We start from the raw sequence: 21,576 nt of genomic DNA on the forward strand, positions 1-21,576 counted from the left end.
TGACGGCACCCTCCCCTTGCCAAGGGGAGGGTTGGGGAGGGGTCTTGTCTATGTGTTGCATTATTTTTTCAAATTGGGATAAATAGACCACGCGGTAGGGGCGCAAAGCCTTGCGATCCTACAATGATTCGATTTGAAAATGTGTATTCCATTCAATGGAAAACCGCCATAAAAAATAAATTCGTTAACTGAACAGTATTGTTCTATAGATACGTGTCAACTTCACATTATTATCAAAGTGATAAAAGTAGGGCAATAGCTACTGTGATGGGGACATGAACTGATTGCTAAACATCAGTATCAAGAAATTTTGCAGCTTCTTGCCTGTTTACTGCCATAACAAAACAAGTATCTTTATAAAAATCGTTATGACTAAAGTAACGCTCAAATAATGACTTTTTGGCAATGTCTATTCTTAATTGAATGTTTTAAACTCATAGCCATACAACACTCCTAATTTATAGGTTAAACAAGCAAAACTTTTTATAGCTAAAAAGATATTTTTCTCAAGGCTATTTAAAGAATAAATATTTGCGAATTAATTAGGAATGTTGTAGAAAATTCAACCAAGTAACTAATGAGAGATTTGATGATGAAACGTATTCTAATTGGCATGTTACTAGCTCTACCATTGGCGGTTGCTTCTTTCCCATCACAGGCATCGGCAGCAAAAATTGTTGTCATACCTAGTGTTCATAAACCTAAGGTTGCTCCACGCCCAGTTATTCATCAAAAATTGATTCCTGGGCATTGGGAAAAAACACAACATGGTAGACGGTGGGTTCCTGCTCACTATGTGAGAATTAAATAAACACTAATCAGTTTTTTATAGGACTATAAAATGTATATCAATTGCAGATAAAATCTGATAATTGATATTTGTAGGGTGGGCATTATATAAAAAGGTAGTGCCTACCCTATCCTGATAAGTAGAACGATGTGAAAAAAACAAACTATGTTAAGAAGAAATCAGAAATCAGAAATCAGAATTCAGAATTCAGAATTCAGAATGGGCTAAACGCCCCGCTACCGCTAACAGAAGTCAGAATAAAGACGCGACGCTCTATAGGATTCGTATTTGATTTTTGAAAAAAACTCAGTACATTTTGATTCCTTCTTACCTATTCCCCCAACCCTGTTCCCTGTTTCCTCGCTACGCAAATAATTTCAGGAATCAAAGCGGATTCCTATAGTACTCACTACCGTTGATGCTCCTACTTCCGCAATTTGGGTTAATACCAAGAGAACCCAGAGAGCAATTTATTTAAAATTTAGGTTTTATCATGCTACTAGCCTAGTGTATTATATTTGTATTACATAATCAACTGAAGAGGTTCATCGGTGATGTCAGCCGTAGAACTGGAAAATTTATCCAAGACGTTTACTCTGAGTAGGGGTTGGGGACGCAACCGCACTCACAAAGAGATTGTGGCGGTAGATGGCATTAATCTAAGCGTTCCAGATGGTGAAGCGATCGCTTTCATCGGCCCCAATGGCGCGGGGAAGTCCACTACAATCAAGATGCTGACAGGCATACTACAACCTTCATCTGGAACAGCAAGGTTACTGGGATTAAATCCTTGGCGAAATCGACGCGAATTAGCTTACCAGATGGGGGTAGTGTTTGGACAGCGATCGCAGTTATGGTATCACCTACCTCCCCGCGATACCTTGGAGTTACTAGCGCGAATCTATAATCTGAATCGGCAAGAATATATTCAACGTCGCGACCAACTAGTTGAGCGTTTTCACCTGGGCCCGTTTTGGAATACCCCAGTACGTAAGTTGTCTTTAGGTCAGCGGATGCGAGCAGAAGTAGCAGCCAGTTTACTCCATAAGCCTAAAGTATTATTCCTCGACGAACCCACAATTGGACTGGATGTAATTGCTCGTCAGGAATTACGCGACCTCATCTGCGAATGGAACCGCACTGAAGGGGTAACAGTATTTCTCACCAGCCACGATGCAGGCGACATTGAACAGGTAGCCCAGCGAGTAGTGGTAATTAATCACGGGCACGTGGTACTCGATGACAAAGTTTCTGCAATGCGCCGTCAATACCTTGGCTCAAAGATTCTCAGCGTCAAATTCCATACTTCACCCGCCGAAATCAGCCTCCCAGGAGTGACACAACTCAAAGCTAGCGAATATAGTCTCAAGCTAGAAGTTAAGACCCGCATCACACCAATTGAAACCGTGATGACTCAAATTCTCCAGGCGGGTTCGGTGGCTGATATTGCAATTGAAGACCCACCACTGGAAGAGGTAATTGCACACATTTATGCTCAGGCAGCTTCTTAACAATTGAAAATTGACACATTAAATACAGTTGGAGTTGGGGATTTAAACCGCAACTCAACTGATACTACCTGTATACATAGGGGTCTTAAACCCTTGATTTTAGGATAATTTAGTGAAGAATTTCAGCAAATATACTTGGATCGGCTTGACAGCAGCTCGCTCCAATCTAGCTTATTTTGGAGAAGTTGCTTCCAGAGGAATTTTCCTGTTTGTCATTCTCTACATCTTCCTACAACTGTGGCGTATCACCTATGCTCAAACGGATGCTGAACAGTTGGGAGGTTTAACACTCGCTCAAATGCTTTGGTATTTAGGTATCACTGAGTCTATCGTCCTCTCTAGTCCTCAGGTGGCTTTGGAGGTAGACGAGGATGTAAGGACGGGAGCGCTGGCAGTACAACTAATCCGCCCTCTATCCTACCCTTTATATCGTCTGTGGACTACTTTGGGAGAGCGGACAGTGCGCTTTGGGTTGAATGTAGCGATCGCATCCCTAGTGGCATTATTGTTTGTTGGCACAATTCCTTTAACTTTCCGAGGAATTTTATTATTCCTAGCGGTGCTACCACTGGCATTTGTACTAGATTTTTTGGCAACTTTCTTAGTGGGCTTAGGAGCTTTCTGGCTGGAAAACACCAGCGGATTAATGCTCATTTACTCCCGATTGACCATGATTTTGGGCGGGATGCTAATTCCCTTGGAACTGCTACCAGAAAACTGGCAGCCAATACTACAGGCTTTACCCTTTGCCAGCATTTTATATGGCCCAGCACGTTTATTCGTGCATCCCGACTTGAGTTTTGCTGGTGAATTGTTAATGCGCCAGGGAGTTGCCATAGTTGTGCTGACTGTATTGGTAGCCCTTGTGTACCGCACGGCAGTGAAACGTATCCACGCGCATGGAGGTTAAGATGTTCTGGCGTTTAATTTCCTACCTAAAATTAGCTAGCGCTTATATTTGGCTCAATCTGAACGCCCACCTAGAATATCGCGGCGCATTCCTCACACAAGTGGTGGCAATGATAGTTAATAACTTAGTGTGGGTGACATTTTGGGGGCTGTTTTTTACACGCTTTCCAGTGCTACGAGGCTGGACAGTGCAAGATGTAATTACTCTCTGGGCGATCGCAGCAACAGGGTTTGGTTTGGCTCATACTGTCTGTGGTAATGCTTTACAACTAACAAGTCTGATTGTGCAGGGACAGTTGGATGTATGGATGTTGTACCCGCGTGCCCTTTTACCACACTTACTGCTGGGACGAATGAATGCTACATCTTGGGGAGATTTGCTGTTTGGGTATGGGGTTTATTTGTTTTTTGTCAAGCCTGATGCAGTGCATTTAGCGTTGTTCACTGGGTTGACAGTTTCAGTAGCGACATTATTCGTGGGCTTTAATGTTTTGATAGGTAGCCTCAGCTTTTATCTGGGCAATTCCGAAGGATTAACACAGCAGTGGCGGAATGCCATGCTTACCTTCAGTACTTATCCAGCGACTTTGTTTGAGGGAACAGTGAAGCTACTAATGTATACACTGCTTCCGGCTGGATTTGTGAATTATTTACCAATTGAGGCATTGCGATCGCTATCTTGGATTCATGCTGTATTAGCAGTGGCTGGATCGATTACAGTACTGTTAGTTGGTGTCTATGTGTTTTACCAAGGATTGCGTCGTTACTCCTCAGGAAATTTGATGCAAATGCGAGGTTGAGTCTTTTTAGTAGTTTCAGGGTAGGGCTGGGGCGATCGCACGTGATTTAAGTTAGCATTACGTCAAGTCAATCAGGGAAATTAGCCCATGAACCTAGTTTTAGAGCGTGAAACACCTCCTCTTAGAGAAGATGAAACCGGAGCAATTCGAGTTGGGAATTCAAGGGTTTTGTTAGAAGTCGTAATCCGAGCTTTTCAGGATGGTGCATCCCCTGAGTCTATCGTCCAAAGGTACTCGACTCTATCGTTGTCTGATGTTTATAGCACCATTGGTTACTATCTTCGACATCAAAACGCTGTAGAAGCTTACCTTAATCACAGAGAACAATTAGCTGAATCTGTACAGCAACGTTTGTCCAATATTCAACCTGATTTGAGTTTTATTCGTTCTCGCTTGTTGAAGCTACAACCCTAACCCACCACAATTATTTATTCCTCATCAGATTTATCTATCATCGGTTTTTGAGCAGCATGTCGTACAAACAGAATCTCTACATTATCATTAACGATAGTAAAGAGAATTCGATAGGCATTTCTTCCCTTTCCATAAAGCAATTGTCGGATTTCTTGCTCAAAAAAATCATTCTCAAATGCTAAAGAACAACGAGAAGGCATTTTTTCTAGGGATAAAATAGCTTTATACAATCCTTCTAACCATTGTCTAGCTTTACTAGAAGAATTATTACTCAACCAAAAGTAGGCTTCTTCTATTGCTTTTTGTGCTACGGGTTGTATGATTATCTGATATTTCTGACTCATTGAGAACTGTCGAATTTATCAAACAGTTCATTAAAAAAATCTTCCGCTTTTTTTCCTTTTCCTTCCTGCATTTGTTCCAAACCAACTTTAATACCCTTTAAAGTTTCTACTAACTCAGCAGCATCTAAAAGTTCCTGATAAGATTCTGCATCTTGAACAACTAATTCTGCTTTTCCATTGACAGTCAAAACTAAGGGATGTTTTGTTTGCTTAATACGCTGCAAAAACTCAGTCGTATTACGTTTAAACTCGGTGAGAGAATGTATATCTTTTGAAATATCAATCATAGAGTCAACATTTAATAAGCATCTAATTAGATGCTATTAATAATTTGTTGATTTTGTCAACTGATATTTCTCAAAATTTTCCTTAATTAGTTTGCGCGATCGCCACTCCCTTTTTTCAAACCTTGCCAGCTTTCTCGCAGTCTGATCAAATTAGGCGTATGACCACCATAACGCCAGCTAACATAGGCTTGACAAATTTCATCTATGACCTCAGCAGTTGTTGGGGGATGATGTTGGTATGAAACTTTGGCATATTCTAAAGGTGTTTGTGCTGGATGCTTACCCAAACCTTTTTGCGCTGTCCATTGCAACATTTGTTGATAAAGGCTTTCCATTGCTGGCAATTTTTTTAACCATCGACGATTGCGCCATTCTCGCCACTGTCCCCAAGCTACCCAACCAAAGAATGCGATGGTAGTACCCAAGATTAAGCCAGTTAATACACCGAACCAACCTTGAGTAAATAAAGCAAAAAACCAAGCGATCGCTCTACCGATCCAGTTAAATATTGTGCCAAATACATTATTCAATAAACCAGTCACCGGAGAAGGCAACCATCCAGCAACCCACTGCCAAAATTGCCGCAATACGCTAAAAGTTTCAGTATCCTCTATTGACGGGGGTATTAATGGATGATTGGGAATTGGATCGAAGGCAAACCAACCATATTTCGGGAAATATACTTCTGTCATCGCGTAGGCATCTGTATTACGGACAACATACATCCCGGTGAATGGATTAAACTCTCCTGGACTAAATCCCGCCACCAATCGCGCCGGGATGCCAATGGAACGTAGCATCACTGTGAGAACTGTGGAAAAGTGGTCTGGATAGCCTCCTTTATACTTGAATAAAAAAGCTTCTACTAAGTCTTCTTTTTCATCTAAATAAGGGAATTCTAAGGGATTTTGCGGAATAGAGTAGTATTGCTTCAAGTATTGAGCTAAGTAAAGAGCCTTTTCATAAGCTGAATCCAGACTTTTAGAAGACTTTGCTACGCGGTTTTGATTGTAGTTGGCGAGGATTTCTTCGGTGCGTTGGCGGACTTTTTCGGCAATTTCCGGCGGTATTTGGAGATAATGGTTTTTAATATGTTGGGGATATTTAGTAGAAGTTTCACCTAAGACAGTGCGATCGCGGTGTGGCACTTCGGAAACTACTGTATAAGTTACGCCTTCTGATAACTCTACAGGCGATCGCAACCCATTTTCTTTATCAACTGCGATCATTGGTGTGGGAAAGTAAATTTCCTTGGCATTGGCCATTGCAGGAATTAAATTCGGCAAATCCGACACCACTGTGTAAGTTTGTACTACTTCTTGAGTTTTACCAGAAATCAAAGGTGCGGGAAGAAACATTTGGTAAGACCAAGGCGGCCGCCTAATGGTGGTAACATCATCCTTACGAGAAAGTTGCCATCCCTTACCTGTGTAACGGTCAAATGCCAACACTCGCCAAAAACCTTCAGCTTGCGATCGCACCCGCATCACAACCTTGGGTTTCATCTCCCCCCGTAGGTTTTGGTTAATTTCGCTATTGAAACCGTAGTAAAAATTGTTATCTACTTTTCCTGGTTCGCCAGTTTTGCCCTGTCCTGTACCGTTGCCTCTATCATTACCGTTACCTTGGCGGACGTAACCGGGATTGATAATACTACGTCCTGTAAAATTGCCTTTAATTTCAATAGGAGAACTTACAGGAAAGGTTCTTAATTGGTAACCAGGTAACCTGGGTAAAACAGCAAAAATTGCCAGTCCCAAACCGACAATTACAAAAAAATTAACAATTAAAAATTTAAAATTTAAAGTTGAGAATTTATCCTTTGGGGTCTTTTGTTTTTGTCTTTTTAGTGGTTGCAGACCCAAGCGGGAGCGATAATCTAGAACTAGGGTTGGCAAAGCGATGGCTAAAAACAACAGCAACACAGGTGCAAATGCTAAAGTCTGACTCAGCGTTGCCGCCACACCTAATAAAATTAATCCGATAACAATGGAATAACCCAAATTTTTGCGGCGGGGTGTATCAAAGCTATGCAACACCTGGAGTTGAATTAATAACTCTGCCAAACCCAACCGCGTATCATTCAACTCTGTCACTAACCGTCCAAAGAAAGCACCCAGCGCTATTAACATACCAATAGCGATGCAGAACTTCACTGCGATGTTAGTATCGCGGCGACGATAGTAACTCCAAACTGCACCCACTACACTTAGGGGTAATGCCCAAAGACTGAATAAAGTCTCAGCAGCGATATCCGTTGCCACAATTCCCAAAATCACCAACGCTAGCACCAGCACCCGCAAGGAAATTGAATTTTCCACTTCTGTCGAAGGCAAACCCTGTATATTTTGCCGCCTGAAATTATGTGTAGAGAGACGCCAAAACCGATTCATCCTGGATAAGTTAAACATTTCGAGTCTCAGGTGTAGATCCGACGGAAACAATAGTTAAGACGGAACCAACCGCCCTACTATCAAGTATTCCCGTTGGGGGAAGTTTTCTTATCCTGTTTTTAAGCGTCTATAAGTGGAAAAGTGATGGCTTGGTAAATATAGAGACCTGGCTAAATCAGCACAACGCACAGAATTAACACCAATTTTCCAAAATTCAGTAACATTTGAAATCTAGCTCTGCTAATGCATGAATTTGGAATTGGTATAACTTGTTTCCCAGGCTTTGTGACTACTTAATTTTCCGCAGCCTGCACAAGCAGACTTTGTTTGGACATTGGTATTATTGGGTGAGTCTACACCTACTTGAGATTAGGCAACCTACATTAAGTAAGCACCCTGTTTTTAGTAGTCTTCATAGAGAAACAAAGCCCCAAAGCAACAGCAAAGGGAAAAGTTATCTTAAATATGTATCAGCGTTGATTGATTAACGCAGTGTGCTAGCGGTAGTAATTTAGACTACATTGAGGGAGTAATTACAAACAACAAAGGTTGTTCGTCTATTTCTGGAAACTCAACTTCTAGGGTATAAATTGGGTTAAGTTGCTCGCAGCCTAACTCTACACTTAAGTATCCGGAACTCGAAGATGTTGTCATTGCTAAAGTGCCACTTCCGCGCAATGTCAAAGTTCCTTTAACAGGTAAATCAGCTTCAACAAGTAACTTAGTAACTTGACCTAGAGTTTGGTACTTTACTTTAATGTTTAAAGTCCCGACATTGGTTAACCATTGTCTTTCTACCACTGGACTAGTTGCTGAAAGTGGTAGAGTTAGATTTTCCAGCAATTGTTTTGCCGCCAGCAGTGACAAAGCCATCTGTTGACGGGGTTGTAAATCTGAATAATCGCTCTGAATATCGGGCATTTTGTCCAGAGTATTCACGGAACGATAAGTGCTTCTTAGCACTAAACCAGCAATATCATTTAGTGCCTGAGATTCATTAGGGAAAAAGTTCTCCACCACTTGAACTAATTTTGCCCCCAGTGGCACTGAAGATGTAACCAACGCCTGACACTGTTCTAACAATTGCCGGAAAACTTTTTCTGGCAGTGGAACTGGCAGATTCAGCTTTGACTGCTGTGCCATCCATCCCCAGCTAGGAACGAGTGCTATAGACGGCTCATCAAGAAAATCGGGATATTCAGCTAATTGTGTTTCCCAAGGAAACAAAGGTGGGTGGTCTTGGATTTGGATTTGTAACCGACGCTTAAGGACGGCTTGGAAACGATCTTGCACAGTAGGAATTTCTCCCGGTAAAAAGGCCTGGGGTGTTCCTCTCAATTCCGGCTCACTGTTTTTTGAAGCAATGGCTTTGTTGGAGAGGTTGTCTACCCCGTAATTTTCCTTACATTCTAACGAGAGACACTCATCGTTTTTGACATTGCCTGTCAATAACCAATAGAGACACTCGTCGTGTAAAGGTTCTGAGTCACTATTCATGAGTAGATGCACCAGATCCGGACACTAATGAGTTACGAATTTCCCAAGCTTGTTCAAGAATCTTAAACCAACGTTTTTGTAGTTGTGCCATTGACAACCCTAAAGTTTTAGATATTTTTTCGTCAGTTTGCCCTTGTTGCTTCAACTCTAGTAAAGACCGCTGTTTACTGTCCAATTGGGCTGTGTATGCTTGCCATTGCTGGGGAGTTAAGCCCAAATTGGTATGCAATGAAGCTTCTAGCCATTCGTGAACTAATTCCCAACGGTGTAACAAGGCGAATCGAATTAAATGATACTTGAAGCGCTGCTGTAAGTAATCTCTCTGACGAGGGGTTAAACCCAAAACTGACTCAATTTCCTGTGCTGATAGATCTTGAAGACGAAGCGAAAAATAATCAGCACAATCCGATTGCTGTCGTTGTTCGAGATAACTCATTAATTCCGTAATCACAACGGAACGTAAGGTGTCTTCTTCAGGTTCGGCTTCTGTTTGGGTTGCCATTGTGGAGCGTAATTGCTGGATGGCTGGTTCTTCCCAACCATCAGCTTCACTATTGCTACCTTCTGCGGCTTGTTCTATATCTACGCTGGTTTCAGGAGGTTGCTGTTGAGAAAAAGTTTGTGCCCGTAAAATAATTAGCTGTTGCTGACGACCTGGTAAGGGAATTCGTCGCTTACCATAGCGTTCCGTGAATGCCATATACTCAGCTAATTCCAGCAGCGTTTGTGGACGATAAGTAGCACCGAGTTGATTTTCTCGCCGGAAAGCGTTTAATGCTTCTAAATAAAAACTTTGTAGAAAGTCTTCAATTATAGTCAGGCGTCCTTGATAGCTTAATTGCTTCTGAGGAGGATTAATGTAACGATAAATAATAGCGCTCAAAGTACTGTGTAATTCTACCCTGCCTCGATTTGAACCCAACTGATAGTATCTAAGACACTGTTGCAGCCGATGTCGGGCGAGGGTGAGTGCCGAGCTTTCCACAGCTCCGGAAGCCTGGATGCGTTTGCTTTCACTGCAAATCCGGTAGACTTCAGTGGTAATTCGTCTGGCTACATCGTGGCAATTCTGTTGTGAAGCTTTGGTTGACTGCTGAAACTCCCTGGACAGGAGTTGAAAGATCGCCTCCACACCAATAGAATTTTCTCCCAGAAAAGTTGCAGATGGAATAGTTGCGGTTGCGGCTGAATTCATAGTCTCGGTTTTCAAAAGACCTTAAGTTATTTAAATACAACCTGTACGACCGTGGGTGTTGGCTTTTTGGGTTTTGCTTATAAGCTAAATGCAGGCCCTACCTACGTTTGAGATGTGCCTGATTTTATTATTCCCAAATTTAATGGGATTGTTCGCATTTTGTAGATGTTATTGCCATTACCCAGGAGCCGTATACAAGTCATTATGGATTTAGAAGCACAAATTCAATTGCTGATTGACAATGCACCCCGCGATGGTATTACACCAAATCTAATTTCAGCAATTTCTCCTGCCCTGAAAGCGCTCGCTCAAAAATTACGTTACTCCCAGTACTATATTCTCCAAAGTTCGGAGGGCAACTGGGTTTTAACTACGTTGAGCAATCGTACTAATCCAGGAATGGAAAAGCGAGTGGTTTACGCTTTTCCTACCATACAGGATGTCTCCCTAATTTCCACTGCTGGGCTTGACCCTCAAATGCTAACTAAAATTGTTCCCGTGACCCATATTTTGTTTCAATTGGTGGCATTAGAACCCGTAGATAGTATCGTTTTTTTGGAAACGCCGGGTCAGACCACTCATACCTTTGAAGTCCGCCGCAGTGAGCTAGAAAAACTCATGCAACAACAGCTACGAAAGATGCGATCGCCGAAACATATACCCCCTGATATTGCATAGAATTATGTGGTTTGTGAGATTTTTTCGATACAAACCAATATTTGTCTTAAAGACTTATGAGCGTCGTCAATCGACGCTCAAAAATTTTTCAAAAATTTTGAATTTTCAATGGGAAAGCATTTTTTCACTTACTGCTTTGGAATATCTAAAATCGATTAAAAAACAGTTACTAGCGAACAATTTTCAATTTTTTTATTGAGCTTTTACTGGATCGCTAGTTGGGTTTTAATTCTCGCAAATATCTAAAATTGATTAAAAAACAGTTACTAGCGAACAATTTTCAATTTTTTTTGTTTGGCTGTTTTGGAGCGAAAACTACCCGCCCAAGAATATTTGGGCAGGTTTCATTAAGGCAGAAATTACACAACTGGTAAATATCTGATTAGTTATAGGAATCAAGACCAAAGTCGAAGACCCGGCGCGAAAAAATATGTTTAAATTTTAGATTTTTTTAATTATTAGCTCCAAAATTCAAAATCCAAAATCTAAAATTCATTTTTAATAGAGCCGACTCAGACCATAGTCAGCTATGTTAATCAATGCCTGCTGAGACTCTGAAGCTGGCAGAACCGCAAGATGTTCAATTGCCAGTTTAGTATGATGAGCAGCTAATTCTCGCGCTTGCTGTATACCTTGACTATCCTGAATCAGTGCTAATGCTTGCTCTAGATCTCCTTCTTGAGCAAATTCTCTTTCAATCAGCACTTCCAAATATGGTTTTTCGGCTAAAGCAAATAAAACGGGTGCTGTTAGATGACCACTTTTGAGATCTGACGCCACTGGTTTACCCAAGGTGTCTGTTGTACTGGTGAAATCTAGAATGTCATCGACAATTTGAAATGCTATGCCCAAATGGCGACCATAGCTGTACATATGCTCAACAGTTTCTCGCGACACTTCACTCAGTAAAGCAGCAGCTTTGGAACTATTAGCAATCAAGGAAGCTGTTTTGTAATAGCTCTTTTGCAGGTAAGTTTCAATGGAGGTGTTAGCATCAAAACGATTCAATCCCTGCTGAATCTCTCCAGTGGCTAAATCCATAATCACTTCTGAGAGGAGTTTCACCACCTCCAAATTGTCCAAGTTTGCTAAATACCACGAAGATTGTGCAAAGAGAAAATCTCCTGCTAGTATGGCAATGCGGTTACCAAACAAACTATGAACGGTGGAAACACCTCGCCGCATATCTGATTCATCTACCACATCATCGTGTACCAAGCTTGCTGTATGAATCATTTCGGTAATCTCAGCTAAGCGGCGGTGACGCGGGGTAATTTCTTGTTCTAACATTGTTGCCCGCGATATTAGCAAGACAATTGCTGGCCTGATACGCTTTCCCCCAGCTCCGAATAAATGTTCGGCGGCTGCAAACAAAATGGGGTGGCGATTTCCAACTAGCTGTTTGAGGTTATCTGCTAGTTGTCGCAGGTCTGCTTCCACAGGGGTAAACAGGGAGGTGGCTGGGGTCATGGATGGGCGGACTCTGACTTAGGTTACGAAAGTTTACATATCCTTTACTCATTTTAAGATAACCCTGTGCCAGCGCAAAGTTTTCATCAGTTAATCGCATACTCTTAAATTTATTTGCATCCACACAATAATTTTATAAAGTCAATAAGTAATTATGCTGAAAAATAAGATAACGAAAAAGTGTTGGCAAAAGATCGTGTTAGTGGGTGAATTTTTCCTGAGTGCAGAACACCACGTAGAATATAATAATAAGGCTCTAGCAATATCCATTCCACAAAAATTGCAATCAAGCCATCAAATAAGCTAGTGAAAGATATCAGAGTATTCACGTGCCGTATTTGTACATTGACCCCTACAGACAAAATCTACTAATATTAGGTATTATTGCTGATTGACTATTTTGGCAAAATCTGGGTTAGACTGGCTAATATAGGATGAAATTTTTTTCTCCATCGCAGTCTAGCTATTGAAAAAATTTGAAATTTAGCAGACAACTAGGCTTAAAATTCAGGGCTGTTGTGTTACGCTAAAATATAGGAATTTTAAATTTTTCAAATACCCACACACCAAAAGTTAAATCACCAGTTAGTTGATTTTACGGATATGGTGGTTGTGTGTATAAAATAACTATTCGTTGATGATATTGAAGGAACAAATTCTTTGATTTTGCCAACGATACGCGAAACTCCTATTTAGGAGCTACAGGGTATCCCTATGGGGAGTCCTTTGAGTGACGCTCCTTCTCTGCGAGACGCTAAACAGATGTAGCTAACGGTAGGCTATGTCAGATAGGTTATAAAGATTAGCTTTGTAACTGTATTGGCTCTGAGCTACATACCTTTAGTGCATCTTGAGCGCGAGGGTTACTCCTGTCACACTCATGTGAGCAAAAATAAGGCAGATCGAGTAGACCGCTGAGAATTGCAGTATTAGGTTGTCTATTGGCAATTTAACTGCTGTGGTATTTATGGTCTGCTAAAAGTTGCACTAGATAATACATTATTTGTCCTAAAAGAGTCTTATCTCTATAGGTAGATTTACCATAGCAAACTACAGTCATCGAGAACGTACTTGGTCGGCTGAAGTTCTACTAATTTCATGAAATTTTGTATTCGTTGCCAAGGGTGCTAGTAGAACAATGATTTACGGAAGTGTGCCTATGATGATTTTTATTTTAGCGTCTGGATACTTGTTCACAGTCTACCTGTTATTAGCACTAGCAAAACGGACGGGTACAAAGACTACTAATACCAGAAGTTTTGCTTCAACAGATGAAGCAAAACAAGAGCAAGAGATATCAGTTAGGACTAATGTGACTGAAGCAGTTAATAGTCAATAATTGAAAGTTAGGAGTTGTTAATTCAAAACTTTTAACTCCTAACTCCTAACTTTTTAATGGGGTTGGGAAATAGCAATATCAGTAAAGCAAACCTGTTCTACCAGGGGTGTATAGCCTAGCCACTGGACTCCAGATTGGGAAAATTGTTGTGGGCAACCGCTAACAGCAAAGCGAGTTGGTAGTGGTGGGTAAGTACTTTTTAAGCCTAGCAAGTCTAGTTCTTGGGCACAAGCAGCGACAACATGAACAGCTGGGTCAATTAACTGCACCTGAGAGGGAAGGAGCGATCGCAATACTGGTGTGAGGAGCGGATAATGTGTACAACCGTGGACTAAGGTGTCAATTTCCTGTTCTAATAAAGGTTCTAGATAGGCTCGTGCAACTTCAGCAGTGTAAGGATCGTGAATGCGGTTTTGCTCAATCAGTGGTACGAACTCTGGACATCCAATTTGCCAGACTTGGACATTTGGATTGATTTCGAGTATGGCGTGCTTATAAGCATTACTCTTAGCTGTGGCGGGAGTGGCAATTACACCAATGCGCTTTCCTTGCTGGACTGCTGCCTTTGCCCCTGGTAGGATTACTCCCAGTATAGGTAGGTTAAATTCTTGACGCACAGTTTCTAAGGCTAAGGCAGAGCTGGTGTTGCAGGCCATAATCACCATTTTTACTCGCTGCTGTTGCAGCCACGTGAGGATTTCACGCGTAAATTGTAAAATTTCTGCTTGTGAACGAATTCCGTAAGGAAGCCGAGCTGTATCCCCAAAGTAAACAATTGATTCATTGGGGAGTTGACGATACAGTTGTCGCAGTACCGTCAGTCCTCCGACACCACTATCAAAAATACCAATTGGAGCATGTTGGGATTCTTGACTAGAAATATCGTCAAGATTTCCTTCAAAAATGGAAGATGAATACACAGGCAGATATTGATTTAGGTTTTTGGATATAAAATACAGAATCTAGCAGACAATTGGCAAATTTACCACTAAATTCTGTACTCAAAACAAGTCTAAATACCACCTCTAAAATGAGTAATTTTTACTATATTACCTCTGCCTTAAGTATTTGAGAATGCCACTAGCGATCGCTTCTGCCATCCGATTTTGATACTCTAGCGATGCTAATCTCGGATTATCCTCGTAACCAGTCATATAGCCTGTTTCCACTAAAATGGAGGGCATAGAGCTTTTCCGGAGAACGTAGAATCTAGCTTTGCGCGTTCCTCGGTCTTTAATGGTAGAGATGTTTTGCAAAATTGTATTACGAACTACTTCAGCTAAAGCATAACCACTGTCGTAATAATATACTTCTAAGCCATTGACACTAGGGCGATTATCAACCGAATTAGCGTGAATGCTGACAAACAAAGTTGCATTAACTCGCTCGGCAATATCTACTCGTCCTTGGAGTTCCACGAAAAAGTCGGCATCCCGTGTTAGTACTGTTTGTACGCCATTTTGTTCTAAAATAGCTGCTACCTTTCTACCAATAGGCAAGACTACATCCTTTTCCAACAGTCCCCCCAAACCAGGGGCACCAGAGTCCTTTCCACCGTGTCCTGGGTCTATAACCACTAGCAATTTTCCATTATGAACTGGGGGGCGTGGCTGTGGCTGGGATGTGGGACGGTCTGTGGGGTTGGGTAATTGCCCTTGGTTTGGTGATGGAAGCGGAGGTAAAACAATGGGAGGTATATTACCAGGTCGAAATTCTAGAGCTAAAAGCTGGTCGCTCACTTGGTTGAGTTCGCCAATTTGCACTCCGGCTGCTGGTTGAATTAACACTGTAACAGTGTTGTCTGTTTGTGGTTGTAGGCGAACGCGGAGAATAGGGCTATTGGGATTAAATGTTGGCCCTTTAACTTTAGGAGCTAATCGAGCATTATTAATGGTGATGCGGAATAAACCAGAGGTTCTATCCCAGCCTCCTGTGGCAGATAAACTTTGGTCGGCTCTAATTAACAGTTGTCTGCCATTATTAGTCAATTCTACAGACTCAATGGTGGCAGGTGAATCAGAAGCAGATGCTACGGTAAGTGGAGTATTGTTGCTTGGTAGCTGGGCAATACCACGACTAGGGAGAACCACGAAGCCACCAATGGTACTGGTAGTTGCCCGCCAGTCAGAACCATTTTTGTCTACCTGTAACGTCATGCGAATAACAGACGGGCTACTTTGGAGTTGGGAGAATTGGATGCGACTGACTCCGTAGCGATTAATGGGTATGTCTTGCTGCTGGAGATTTGGTGAGAGAGTTGCACCAGCGATATCTATATTAATTAGGTGGCGATCGCTGCTACGATTGACTTTAATCTGAGGATTAGGGCCACTGGTGGCAACGAAAAAGCCATCGCCTGTGGTTCGTAAACTTTCAATTTGAGTCACTCTTGCGACAACCGTTGGCCTCGCCAGGGGATTTGCAGTGTTATTTGTGACTACATTATAAATATTTCTAGGAGATAACGCTGGTGTTGGCGTTCTCGGTGGAGTCGCTGAGGCTATTTCTGACTCGGAATTATTGCTGGCGGGTATATTTTCCGTTTCTGGGGCAGGTAATTGTACTGTCCAGCGAGCGCCATTTGTACTGATAAATTTTACTTTTTTAGGATCTAAAGTATAACCAGGAGTCAATTCGACAACTATACGTGTTGTTTGTTCGTCAAATTGCCCGATGCGGATTGCTCTAATCGTACCACCGACTTGTTGAGTCAGCTGTGGACGCCCAAATGTCGTTCCTGGTAAATCAATTACCAGCCGAGTTGGGTTGAAAATTAACTGGGCTTGGGGTTGAACATCTCCCAAAGTATTAATTTCCAGTTTGTTTTGATTGGCATCAAAGCGCCAAGATTCCAGTTTCGCGGCCATTGCTGGCGACGACAGCATGAAGATAGTTCCAATAGTACTGGATAGTAACCAGCGTAATTTCACAGTCGTTTCTCCTGATTCACATTCATGGGAGCCGTCAACATCTCAACACATTGGCAAATCCTCACACCGTCACCACCTACACTTGAGTTTTGCGCTGTTATCAAGACACAGCTAATGGCGTAAAATATAGCACGCTCATCCGATTTTGCCATGTCACTAGCCTATATAAGTCAGACATACAAAGCATCAGATGACAATAACAAACAAGCCACTGCTGTCCCGCCGCAAGAATACCTAAATTTTTGACCTAAAGTCCAAAAAAATAGGTAATTTTTTACCTAAAACTGAATAATTAGAATTATGTCAGTTGGGAGTTTAAGGGTATGAAGACTCTATGTTAGGACTTACGTATGGTAAACGAAAAATCAAGGGTTTGGGCTGGGTATGGGGCATTAGGCATTGGGCAAGAAAAAATCCCCTGTTTGCTCTATACTCTATTCCTGACCTCAACAAATAATCTCGCTGCGTAAGTCCTGTAGGTGAGGCAAATTTGTTCTCAACACTAGCAACATCTTCACCACAATCACTATTAAATTGTGTAAATTTAGCAATCATTTATTTACTCAAAAATTTAGACAAAATTACTTATCTTCTCTTCAAGTATTGAAGGATGCCACGAGCTATAGCTTCTGCCATTTGATTTTGGTAGGCTGAGGTTCTGAGTTTGGCGTTATCGTCTCGGCCAGTGACGTAACCTGTTTCTACGAGAATCGAAGGCATGGAACTTTTTCTCAGGACATAAAATCTGGCTCGCCGCACTCCCCGATCTTTGACATTGACATTTTGGAGAATAGTATTGTGGACAGTACGAGCTAAACCCAAACCGCTGTCGTAATAATAGGTTTCCAAACCACTGACATCCGAACGACCAGGCCCCACTGCATTAGCGTGGATGCTAACAAACACATCAGCATTGGCTCGCTCTGCTAATTGTACCCGCCCTGGAAGGGTAACAAAATAGTCAGAATCCCGCGTCAGAATTACTTGGACGCCATTTTGCTGTAAAATCTGAGCTATTTTTTTACCAATAGGTAAGATAATGTCCTTTTCCCGCAGTCCGCCAAGACCTACAGCTCCAGGGTCTTTACCGCCATGTCCGGGGTCAATCAGCACTACCACTTTTCCATTAGTAAATGGGCGTTGTGGTTGTTTTGGAGGTTGGGGATTGGGATTATTTGGGTCTGGGAATGGGCCCCGGTTGATTGGTGGTAGTGGAGGAACAGTATAAGGGGGTTTACCAGGGAGTGTGACAACTCGACGAGAACCTTGTATTGGGAGAGCCAAAAGCTGGTCGCTGATTCGACTGGGTTGTCCTAGTTGGACTCCGGCTGCTGGTTGAACTAAGACAACAACTGTGTTGGGTTCTTGGGATTGCAGGCGTACTCGAAGAATAGGGCTATTTGCAGCAAAGGTAGGGCCTATGACTCTAGGAGCTAACTTAGCATTGGGAATTGTAACGCGGAATAAACCAGAGTTTCTATCCCAAACTCCCGTAGCAGATACGTTTTCGTCAGTTCTAATCAGCAGTTGTGTGCCATTATCAGCTAGTTGCACCGACTCAATTGTCGCTGGTGAGTTGTTAGCCAATGGTCGGCTGGGAAAAGAAGCAGGTTCTGACTGGTTGTCAAAATTATTAGTCGGGGGTAATGTGACAACACGAGTCGGTAGAACTACCAAACCATCACTACCACTTCTACTTGCTCGCCAGTCTGGGCCATTTTTATCTACCCGCAAAGTTAGACGAACACCGGGGGGTTGACTTCGCAGTTGGGTGAATTCAGCACGGCTAACGCCAAACTTGTTAATGGACTGATTACTTTGTTGTATCAGGCGTGGTGATAAAGATGCGCCAGAGATATCAACGAAAACTGTAGCGCGATCGCGGCTGCGAATGACTTGAATTGGAGGATTTGCACCGCTGGTGCGGATGAAAAATCCATCACCTGTGACTTGCAGGCTCTCAATTTGAGTCGCAGCTCGTGGAGTGACAATTCTTGAGATTTCGGGTTGAGAACTGGATTCTGGGGTTACTACACTGTAAATATTTGTTGGAGGTGGTGCTGCTCGGTCGATTTCTGGTCTAGGTAATTGCACTGTCCAGCTATTGCCAGTGGTACTGATAAATTGCACTCGTTTTGGGTCTAAAGTATAACCAGGAGTTAATTCCACGACTATACGCGTTGTTTCTGTGTCAAACTGCCCAACACGGATATAACGAATACCGTTACCAACCTGTTGAGTGACCTGGGGACGCCCAAACGTTGTTCCTGGCAAATCAATTACCAACCGAGTCGGATTGAAAATTAATTGTGCTTGGGGTTGAACATTCCCCAAAGTATTAATTTCCAGTTTGTTTTGATTGGCATCAAAGCGCCAAGATTCTAGCCTTGCCGCCATTGCAGGCGAGGATAGCATCAAAATAGTTCCAATAGCGCTGGGTAGTAACCAGTGTAATTTCACAGTGCTTTCTCCTAATTCACATTTATGGGAGCCTTCAGTAGTGCTGAGTATGTAGTCCAGAGACGCGTAAACCCTCGCGTAACCTTTGGGATTAAATCGCTAAATAATCGGTATTTATGTGCTTTTTTGGCTTTTTTTGGTATTCATTACTCAGCACTGCTTTGGTCAAGTTCTCAATTAATGTTTGTTAAATCATCACACTGTCACCACCTAGACTTGAGCTTTGATATCTTTTTGATTAAGCTGGTATAAAGACACACTTTAATCAATATAATTTCTCAGTAAATGATTGCCAAGTTTGATATTGGGATTTAGATACAGAGTGAAAGTTTTCACTTGTGAATATGGGCGACTTTAACTCCCAATAAAACTAAATAACTGATAACTGTTGGTTGTTTATTGCCATTGATGCTTTCAGTAAATCATTCCCACTACTATCTCTCGATCTAGCTTTGTTGATGGCTGCTACTCCGGAATTATTTGAAAAATCTTCAAATTAAGACTAGTAAGAATTTGCTTGCTAAAATCGTAAGTTGCAATTTGGGGGAAGTAGGAAACAAAAATTTATAAATTACGCTTCTGGATATCAATTGGTATGAGGAGCAGTGAAAAAGTGGAAATAAGTAACATTCCGAACACTAGTAGAAACTATAAACAAACGACAATTTTATAATCACACGGGACGGAGATTAGAGGAGAGAAGTTTCCAATATCAAGCGGAAGATGGGGCAAATAGGAGAATAGTAATGGCAAGTCTCTAAAATATAGCTACACATCGAGAGCAGGGGGTAGGGGAGATGGGGGGATGAGGTGGATGAAGGGGACAAGGGAGACAAGGAAGACAAGGGGAATAACTTGTCACTCATCAGTCCCCAGTCCCCAGTCATCAGTCATCAGTCATCAGTCAACAGTTATCAGTCAACAGTCCCCAGCGATTAACTATCGCGAGATTCTCCGGTTTTTTCTGGCCTTGATACCTTTGAGTCAGATGGTTCGATTACCAATGATGTTCCAGAAGCGCCATCCAAAATTAGTTGCTCTGAACCTGCGGTTTTTGGTTCTGGAAATACAAATCGTAACAAGGGAGGAGCTAAAAAGGTGGTTAAGATAACCATCATAATGATTGCTGCCCCCAGTGGTTTGGAGAGAGCGCCGCTAGCAGCGCCAACACCAGCAAATACTAACCCGACTTCGCCTCTAGGAATCATCCCCACACCGATCGCTAAACGGTTGATTTCTGGTTGACCAAACACGCTTAAGCCTGTGATTACTTTACCAATGATGGCTACTATAATCAGGAAAGTTGCCATAATTAAGCCTTCGCGATTATCGGGAATCGCTGGGTTTAAGACTCCCAAATCGGTTTTTGCGCCAACGGTGACAAAGAAAATCGGTACTAGCATATCAGCAATGGGACAGACTTGGGTTTGCAGTTCTTTGCGTTTGTCTGTCTCTTCTAGGACTAAACCTGCGGCAAAAGCACCTAGAATGGCTTCTAGGTGGATGACTGCGGCCAGATATGCCATTGCAAAGGCAAAGATGAATGCTGGTATTACCAGTCCACCGCGTGTTTTGAGTTTATCAGCGATCGCCACAAAGGATTTATTGAAAACGTTGCCTAACAAGATGGCTCCCAAAATAAAACCTGTGGCACTGATAATCAAATAAATGACTTTGCTGACATCCACTACACCATCTTTAGCTAAACTGGCAACTACCGCTAAAACGATAATTCCCAGAACATCGTCAATTACGGCAGCACCGAGAATAATCTGCCCTTCTTTAGAATTGAGTCGCCCCAGTTCTGATAACACTTTGGAAGTAATTCCAATACTAGTAGCAGTCAAAGCCGCCCCCGCAAAAATCGCAGGCACAGCACTGATACCAAACAAAGTCATCAGTCCCACGGTACCAGCTGCAAATGGAACTGCTACCCCCACCACTGCGACGATGGTGGCCTGGATACCCACTGCCATTAAGTCTTTTAAGTTTGACTCCAAACCGATTTCAAACAGCAGGATGATCACGCCCAATTCTGCCAAAACAGAAACGACCTCAGATTGTGCTGCAAACACCGCAGGAGTGGCTTCGGGAGATAAACCAGCAGTAGTTTGCAAAAAGGTCATAATCAAAGAATTAGAAGCGTCTGTGCCACCTTCTGGAAACACCAAAAGATGAAAAACCGAGACACCGACTACCACACCACCTACCAGTTCGCCTAAGACCGGTGGCAAACCCACTTTGTTGGATAACTCCCCGCCAACTTTGCTGGCGAGGTAAACGACTACTAAACTCAGTAACACCGCTGCTACTACCATTGAACTGTCTGCGGCTTCTGTGGCGCTAGCCAGCAGAGGAAAAGAAAAGTTGTTGGGATTTAACAAATGCATTGGGTTCTGTGAAAATCCTTCTCTTTGATTTTGACGCGTTTCTGAAAAACGTCCATCTATGGAGATATTGTTGACAGGTTGTACAAAATATGGGGCATTGGGCATTGGGCAAGCAGGAAGTGTGGGAGGGGTGGGAGGTGTGGGAGGATGAGGAAGAAATCTTTCCCCC

The 21,576-nt window shown here is 42.3% G+C and carries 17 protein-coding genes; 7 read left to right on the forward strand and 10 right to left on the reverse strand.

The window, feature by feature from the left end:
• Window positions 1–589 precede the first annotated feature (589 nt).
• The 5 genes from GNE10_RS14735 to GNE10_RS14755 all read left to right on the forward strand — a co-directional run bounded on the left by GNE10_RS14735 (window position 590) and on the right by GNE10_RS14755 (window position 4,424).
• Entirely contained in the window at window positions 590–811 is a 222-nt protein-coding gene (locus GNE10_RS14735) for a hypothetical protein (RefSeq protein WP_185565820.1), read from the forward strand.
• A gap of 533 nt (window positions 812–1,344) precedes the next feature.
• Window positions 1,345–2,301 carry an ATP-binding cassette domain-containing protein gene (locus tag GNE10_RS14740; protein ID WP_185565821.1) on the forward strand — a complete coding sequence of 319 codons (957 nt, stop codon included), beginning with the start codon at window positions 1,345–1,347 and terminating at the stop codon, window positions 2,299–2,301.
• Window positions 2,302–2,413: 112 nt separating this feature from the next.
• Complete coding sequence (locus GNE10_RS14745; protein WP_221642851.1) at window positions 2,414–3,211, forward strand: ABC-2 family transporter protein; 798 nt, start codon at window positions 2,414–2,416, stop codon at window positions 3,209–3,211.
• 1 nt (window position 3,212) lies between these two features.
• Window positions 3,213–4,010 carry an ABC transporter permease gene (locus GNE10_RS14750; RefSeq protein WP_185565822.1) on the forward strand — a complete coding sequence of 266 codons (798 nt, stop codon included), beginning with the start codon at window positions 3,213–3,215 and terminating at the stop codon, window positions 4,008–4,010.
• An 87-nt stretch (window positions 4,011–4,097) separates the two neighbouring features.
• A complete protein-coding gene (locus tag GNE10_RS14755) occupies window positions 4,098–4,424 on the forward strand; it encodes a DUF433 domain-containing protein (protein WP_185565823.1) in 327 nt (108 codons plus the stop codon).
• A gap of 14 nt (window positions 4,425–4,438) precedes the next feature.
• Here GNE10_RS14755 and GNE10_RS14760 read toward each other — a convergent pair whose 3' ends face one another.
• The 5 genes from GNE10_RS14760 to hetZ all read right to left on the reverse strand — a co-directional run bounded on the left by GNE10_RS14760 (window position 4,439) and on the right by hetZ (window position 10,140).
• Window positions 4,439–4,768: a type II toxin-antitoxin system RelE/ParE family toxin gene (locus GNE10_RS14760; protein ID WP_185565824.1), complete on the reverse strand. Its 330-nt coding sequence runs from the start codon at window positions 4,766–4,768 to the stop codon at window positions 4,439–4,441.
• Complete coding sequence (locus tag GNE10_RS14765; protein ID WP_185565825.1) at window positions 4,765–5,055, reverse strand: type II toxin-antitoxin system Phd/YefM family antitoxin; 291 nt, start codon at window positions 5,053–5,055, stop codon at window positions 4,765–4,767. Before GNE10_RS14765 ends, GNE10_RS14760 begins: the two co-directional genes overlap by 4 nt.
• An 86-nt stretch (window positions 5,056–5,141) precedes the next feature.
• Window positions 5,142–7,466: a DUF3488 and DUF4129 domain-containing transglutaminase family protein gene (locus GNE10_RS14770; RefSeq protein ID WP_185565826.1), complete on the reverse strand. Its 2,325-nt coding sequence runs from the start codon at window positions 7,464–7,466 to the stop codon at window positions 5,142–5,144.
• A 498-nt stretch (window positions 7,467–7,964) separates the two neighbouring features.
• Window positions 7,965–8,945 (reverse strand): PatU, encoded by a 981-nt coding sequence (locus GNE10_RS14775; RefSeq protein ID WP_185565827.1) that lies wholly within the window; start codon window positions 8,943–8,945, stop codon window positions 7,965–7,967.
• Window positions 8,938–10,140: a heterocyst differentiation protein HetZ gene (gene hetZ, locus GNE10_RS14780; RefSeq protein WP_185565828.1), complete on the reverse strand. Its 1,203-nt coding sequence runs from the start codon at window positions 10,138–10,140 to the stop codon at window positions 8,938–8,940. The genes GNE10_RS14775 and hetZ overlap by 8 nt, the downstream gene beginning before the upstream one ends.
• A gap of 204 nt (window positions 10,141–10,344) precedes the next feature.
• On the opposite strand from hetZ, the gene GNE10_RS14785 reads away from it, so the two are divergent.
• Entirely contained in the window at window positions 10,345–10,818 is a 474-nt protein-coding gene (locus GNE10_RS14785; RefSeq protein WP_185565829.1) for a hypothetical protein, read from the forward strand.
• Between the two features lie 498 nt (window positions 10,819–11,316).
• On the opposite strand, the gene sds is transcribed toward GNE10_RS14785, so the two are convergent.
• Window positions 11,317–12,288, reverse strand: coding sequence for a solanesyl diphosphate synthase (gene sds, locus GNE10_RS14790; RefSeq protein ID WP_099070653.1), 972 nt, complete (start codon window positions 12,286–12,288; stop codon window positions 11,317–11,319).
• A 1,138-nt stretch (window positions 12,289–13,426) separates the two neighbouring features.
• Here sds and GNE10_RS14795 point away from each other — a divergent pair.
• A complete protein-coding gene (locus GNE10_RS14795; RefSeq protein ID WP_185565830.1) occupies window positions 13,427–13,627 on the forward strand; it encodes a hypothetical protein in 201 nt (66 codons plus the stop codon).
• Window positions 13,628–13,680: 53 nt separating this feature from the next.
• Here GNE10_RS14795 and murI read toward each other — a convergent pair whose 3' ends face one another.
• The 4 genes from murI to GNE10_RS14815 all read right to left on the reverse strand — a co-directional run bounded on the left by murI (window position 13,681) and on the right by GNE10_RS14815 (window position 21,407).
• Window positions 13,681–14,547, reverse strand: coding sequence for a glutamate racemase (murI, locus tag GNE10_RS14800; protein ID WP_185565831.1), 867 nt, complete (start codon window positions 14,545–14,547; stop codon window positions 13,681–13,683).
• 129 nt (window positions 14,548–14,676) lie between these two features.
• Window positions 14,677–16,557 (reverse strand): N-acetylmuramoyl-L-alanine amidase, encoded by a 1,881-nt coding sequence (locus tag GNE10_RS14805; RefSeq protein ID WP_185565832.1) that lies wholly within the window; start codon window positions 16,555–16,557, stop codon window positions 14,677–14,679.
• A gap of 585 nt (window positions 16,558–17,142) precedes the next feature.
• A complete protein-coding gene (locus tag GNE10_RS14810; RefSeq protein ID WP_185565833.1) occupies window positions 17,143–19,017 on the reverse strand; it encodes an N-acetylmuramoyl-L-alanine amidase in 1,875 nt (624 codons plus the stop codon).
• 935 nt (window positions 19,018–19,952) lie between these two features.
• Window positions 19,953–21,407: a cation:proton antiporter gene (locus GNE10_RS14815; protein WP_185565835.1), complete on the reverse strand. Its 1,455-nt coding sequence runs from the start codon at window positions 21,405–21,407 to the stop codon at window positions 19,953–19,955.
• Between the last annotated feature and the right edge of the window lie 169 nt (window positions 21,408–21,576).

Source organism: Nostoc sp. 2RC (assembly GCF_014222165.1).
Taxonomy (GTDB): domain Bacteria; phylum Cyanobacteriota; class Cyanobacteriia; order Cyanobacteriales; family Nostocaceae; genus Nostoc; species Nostoc linckia.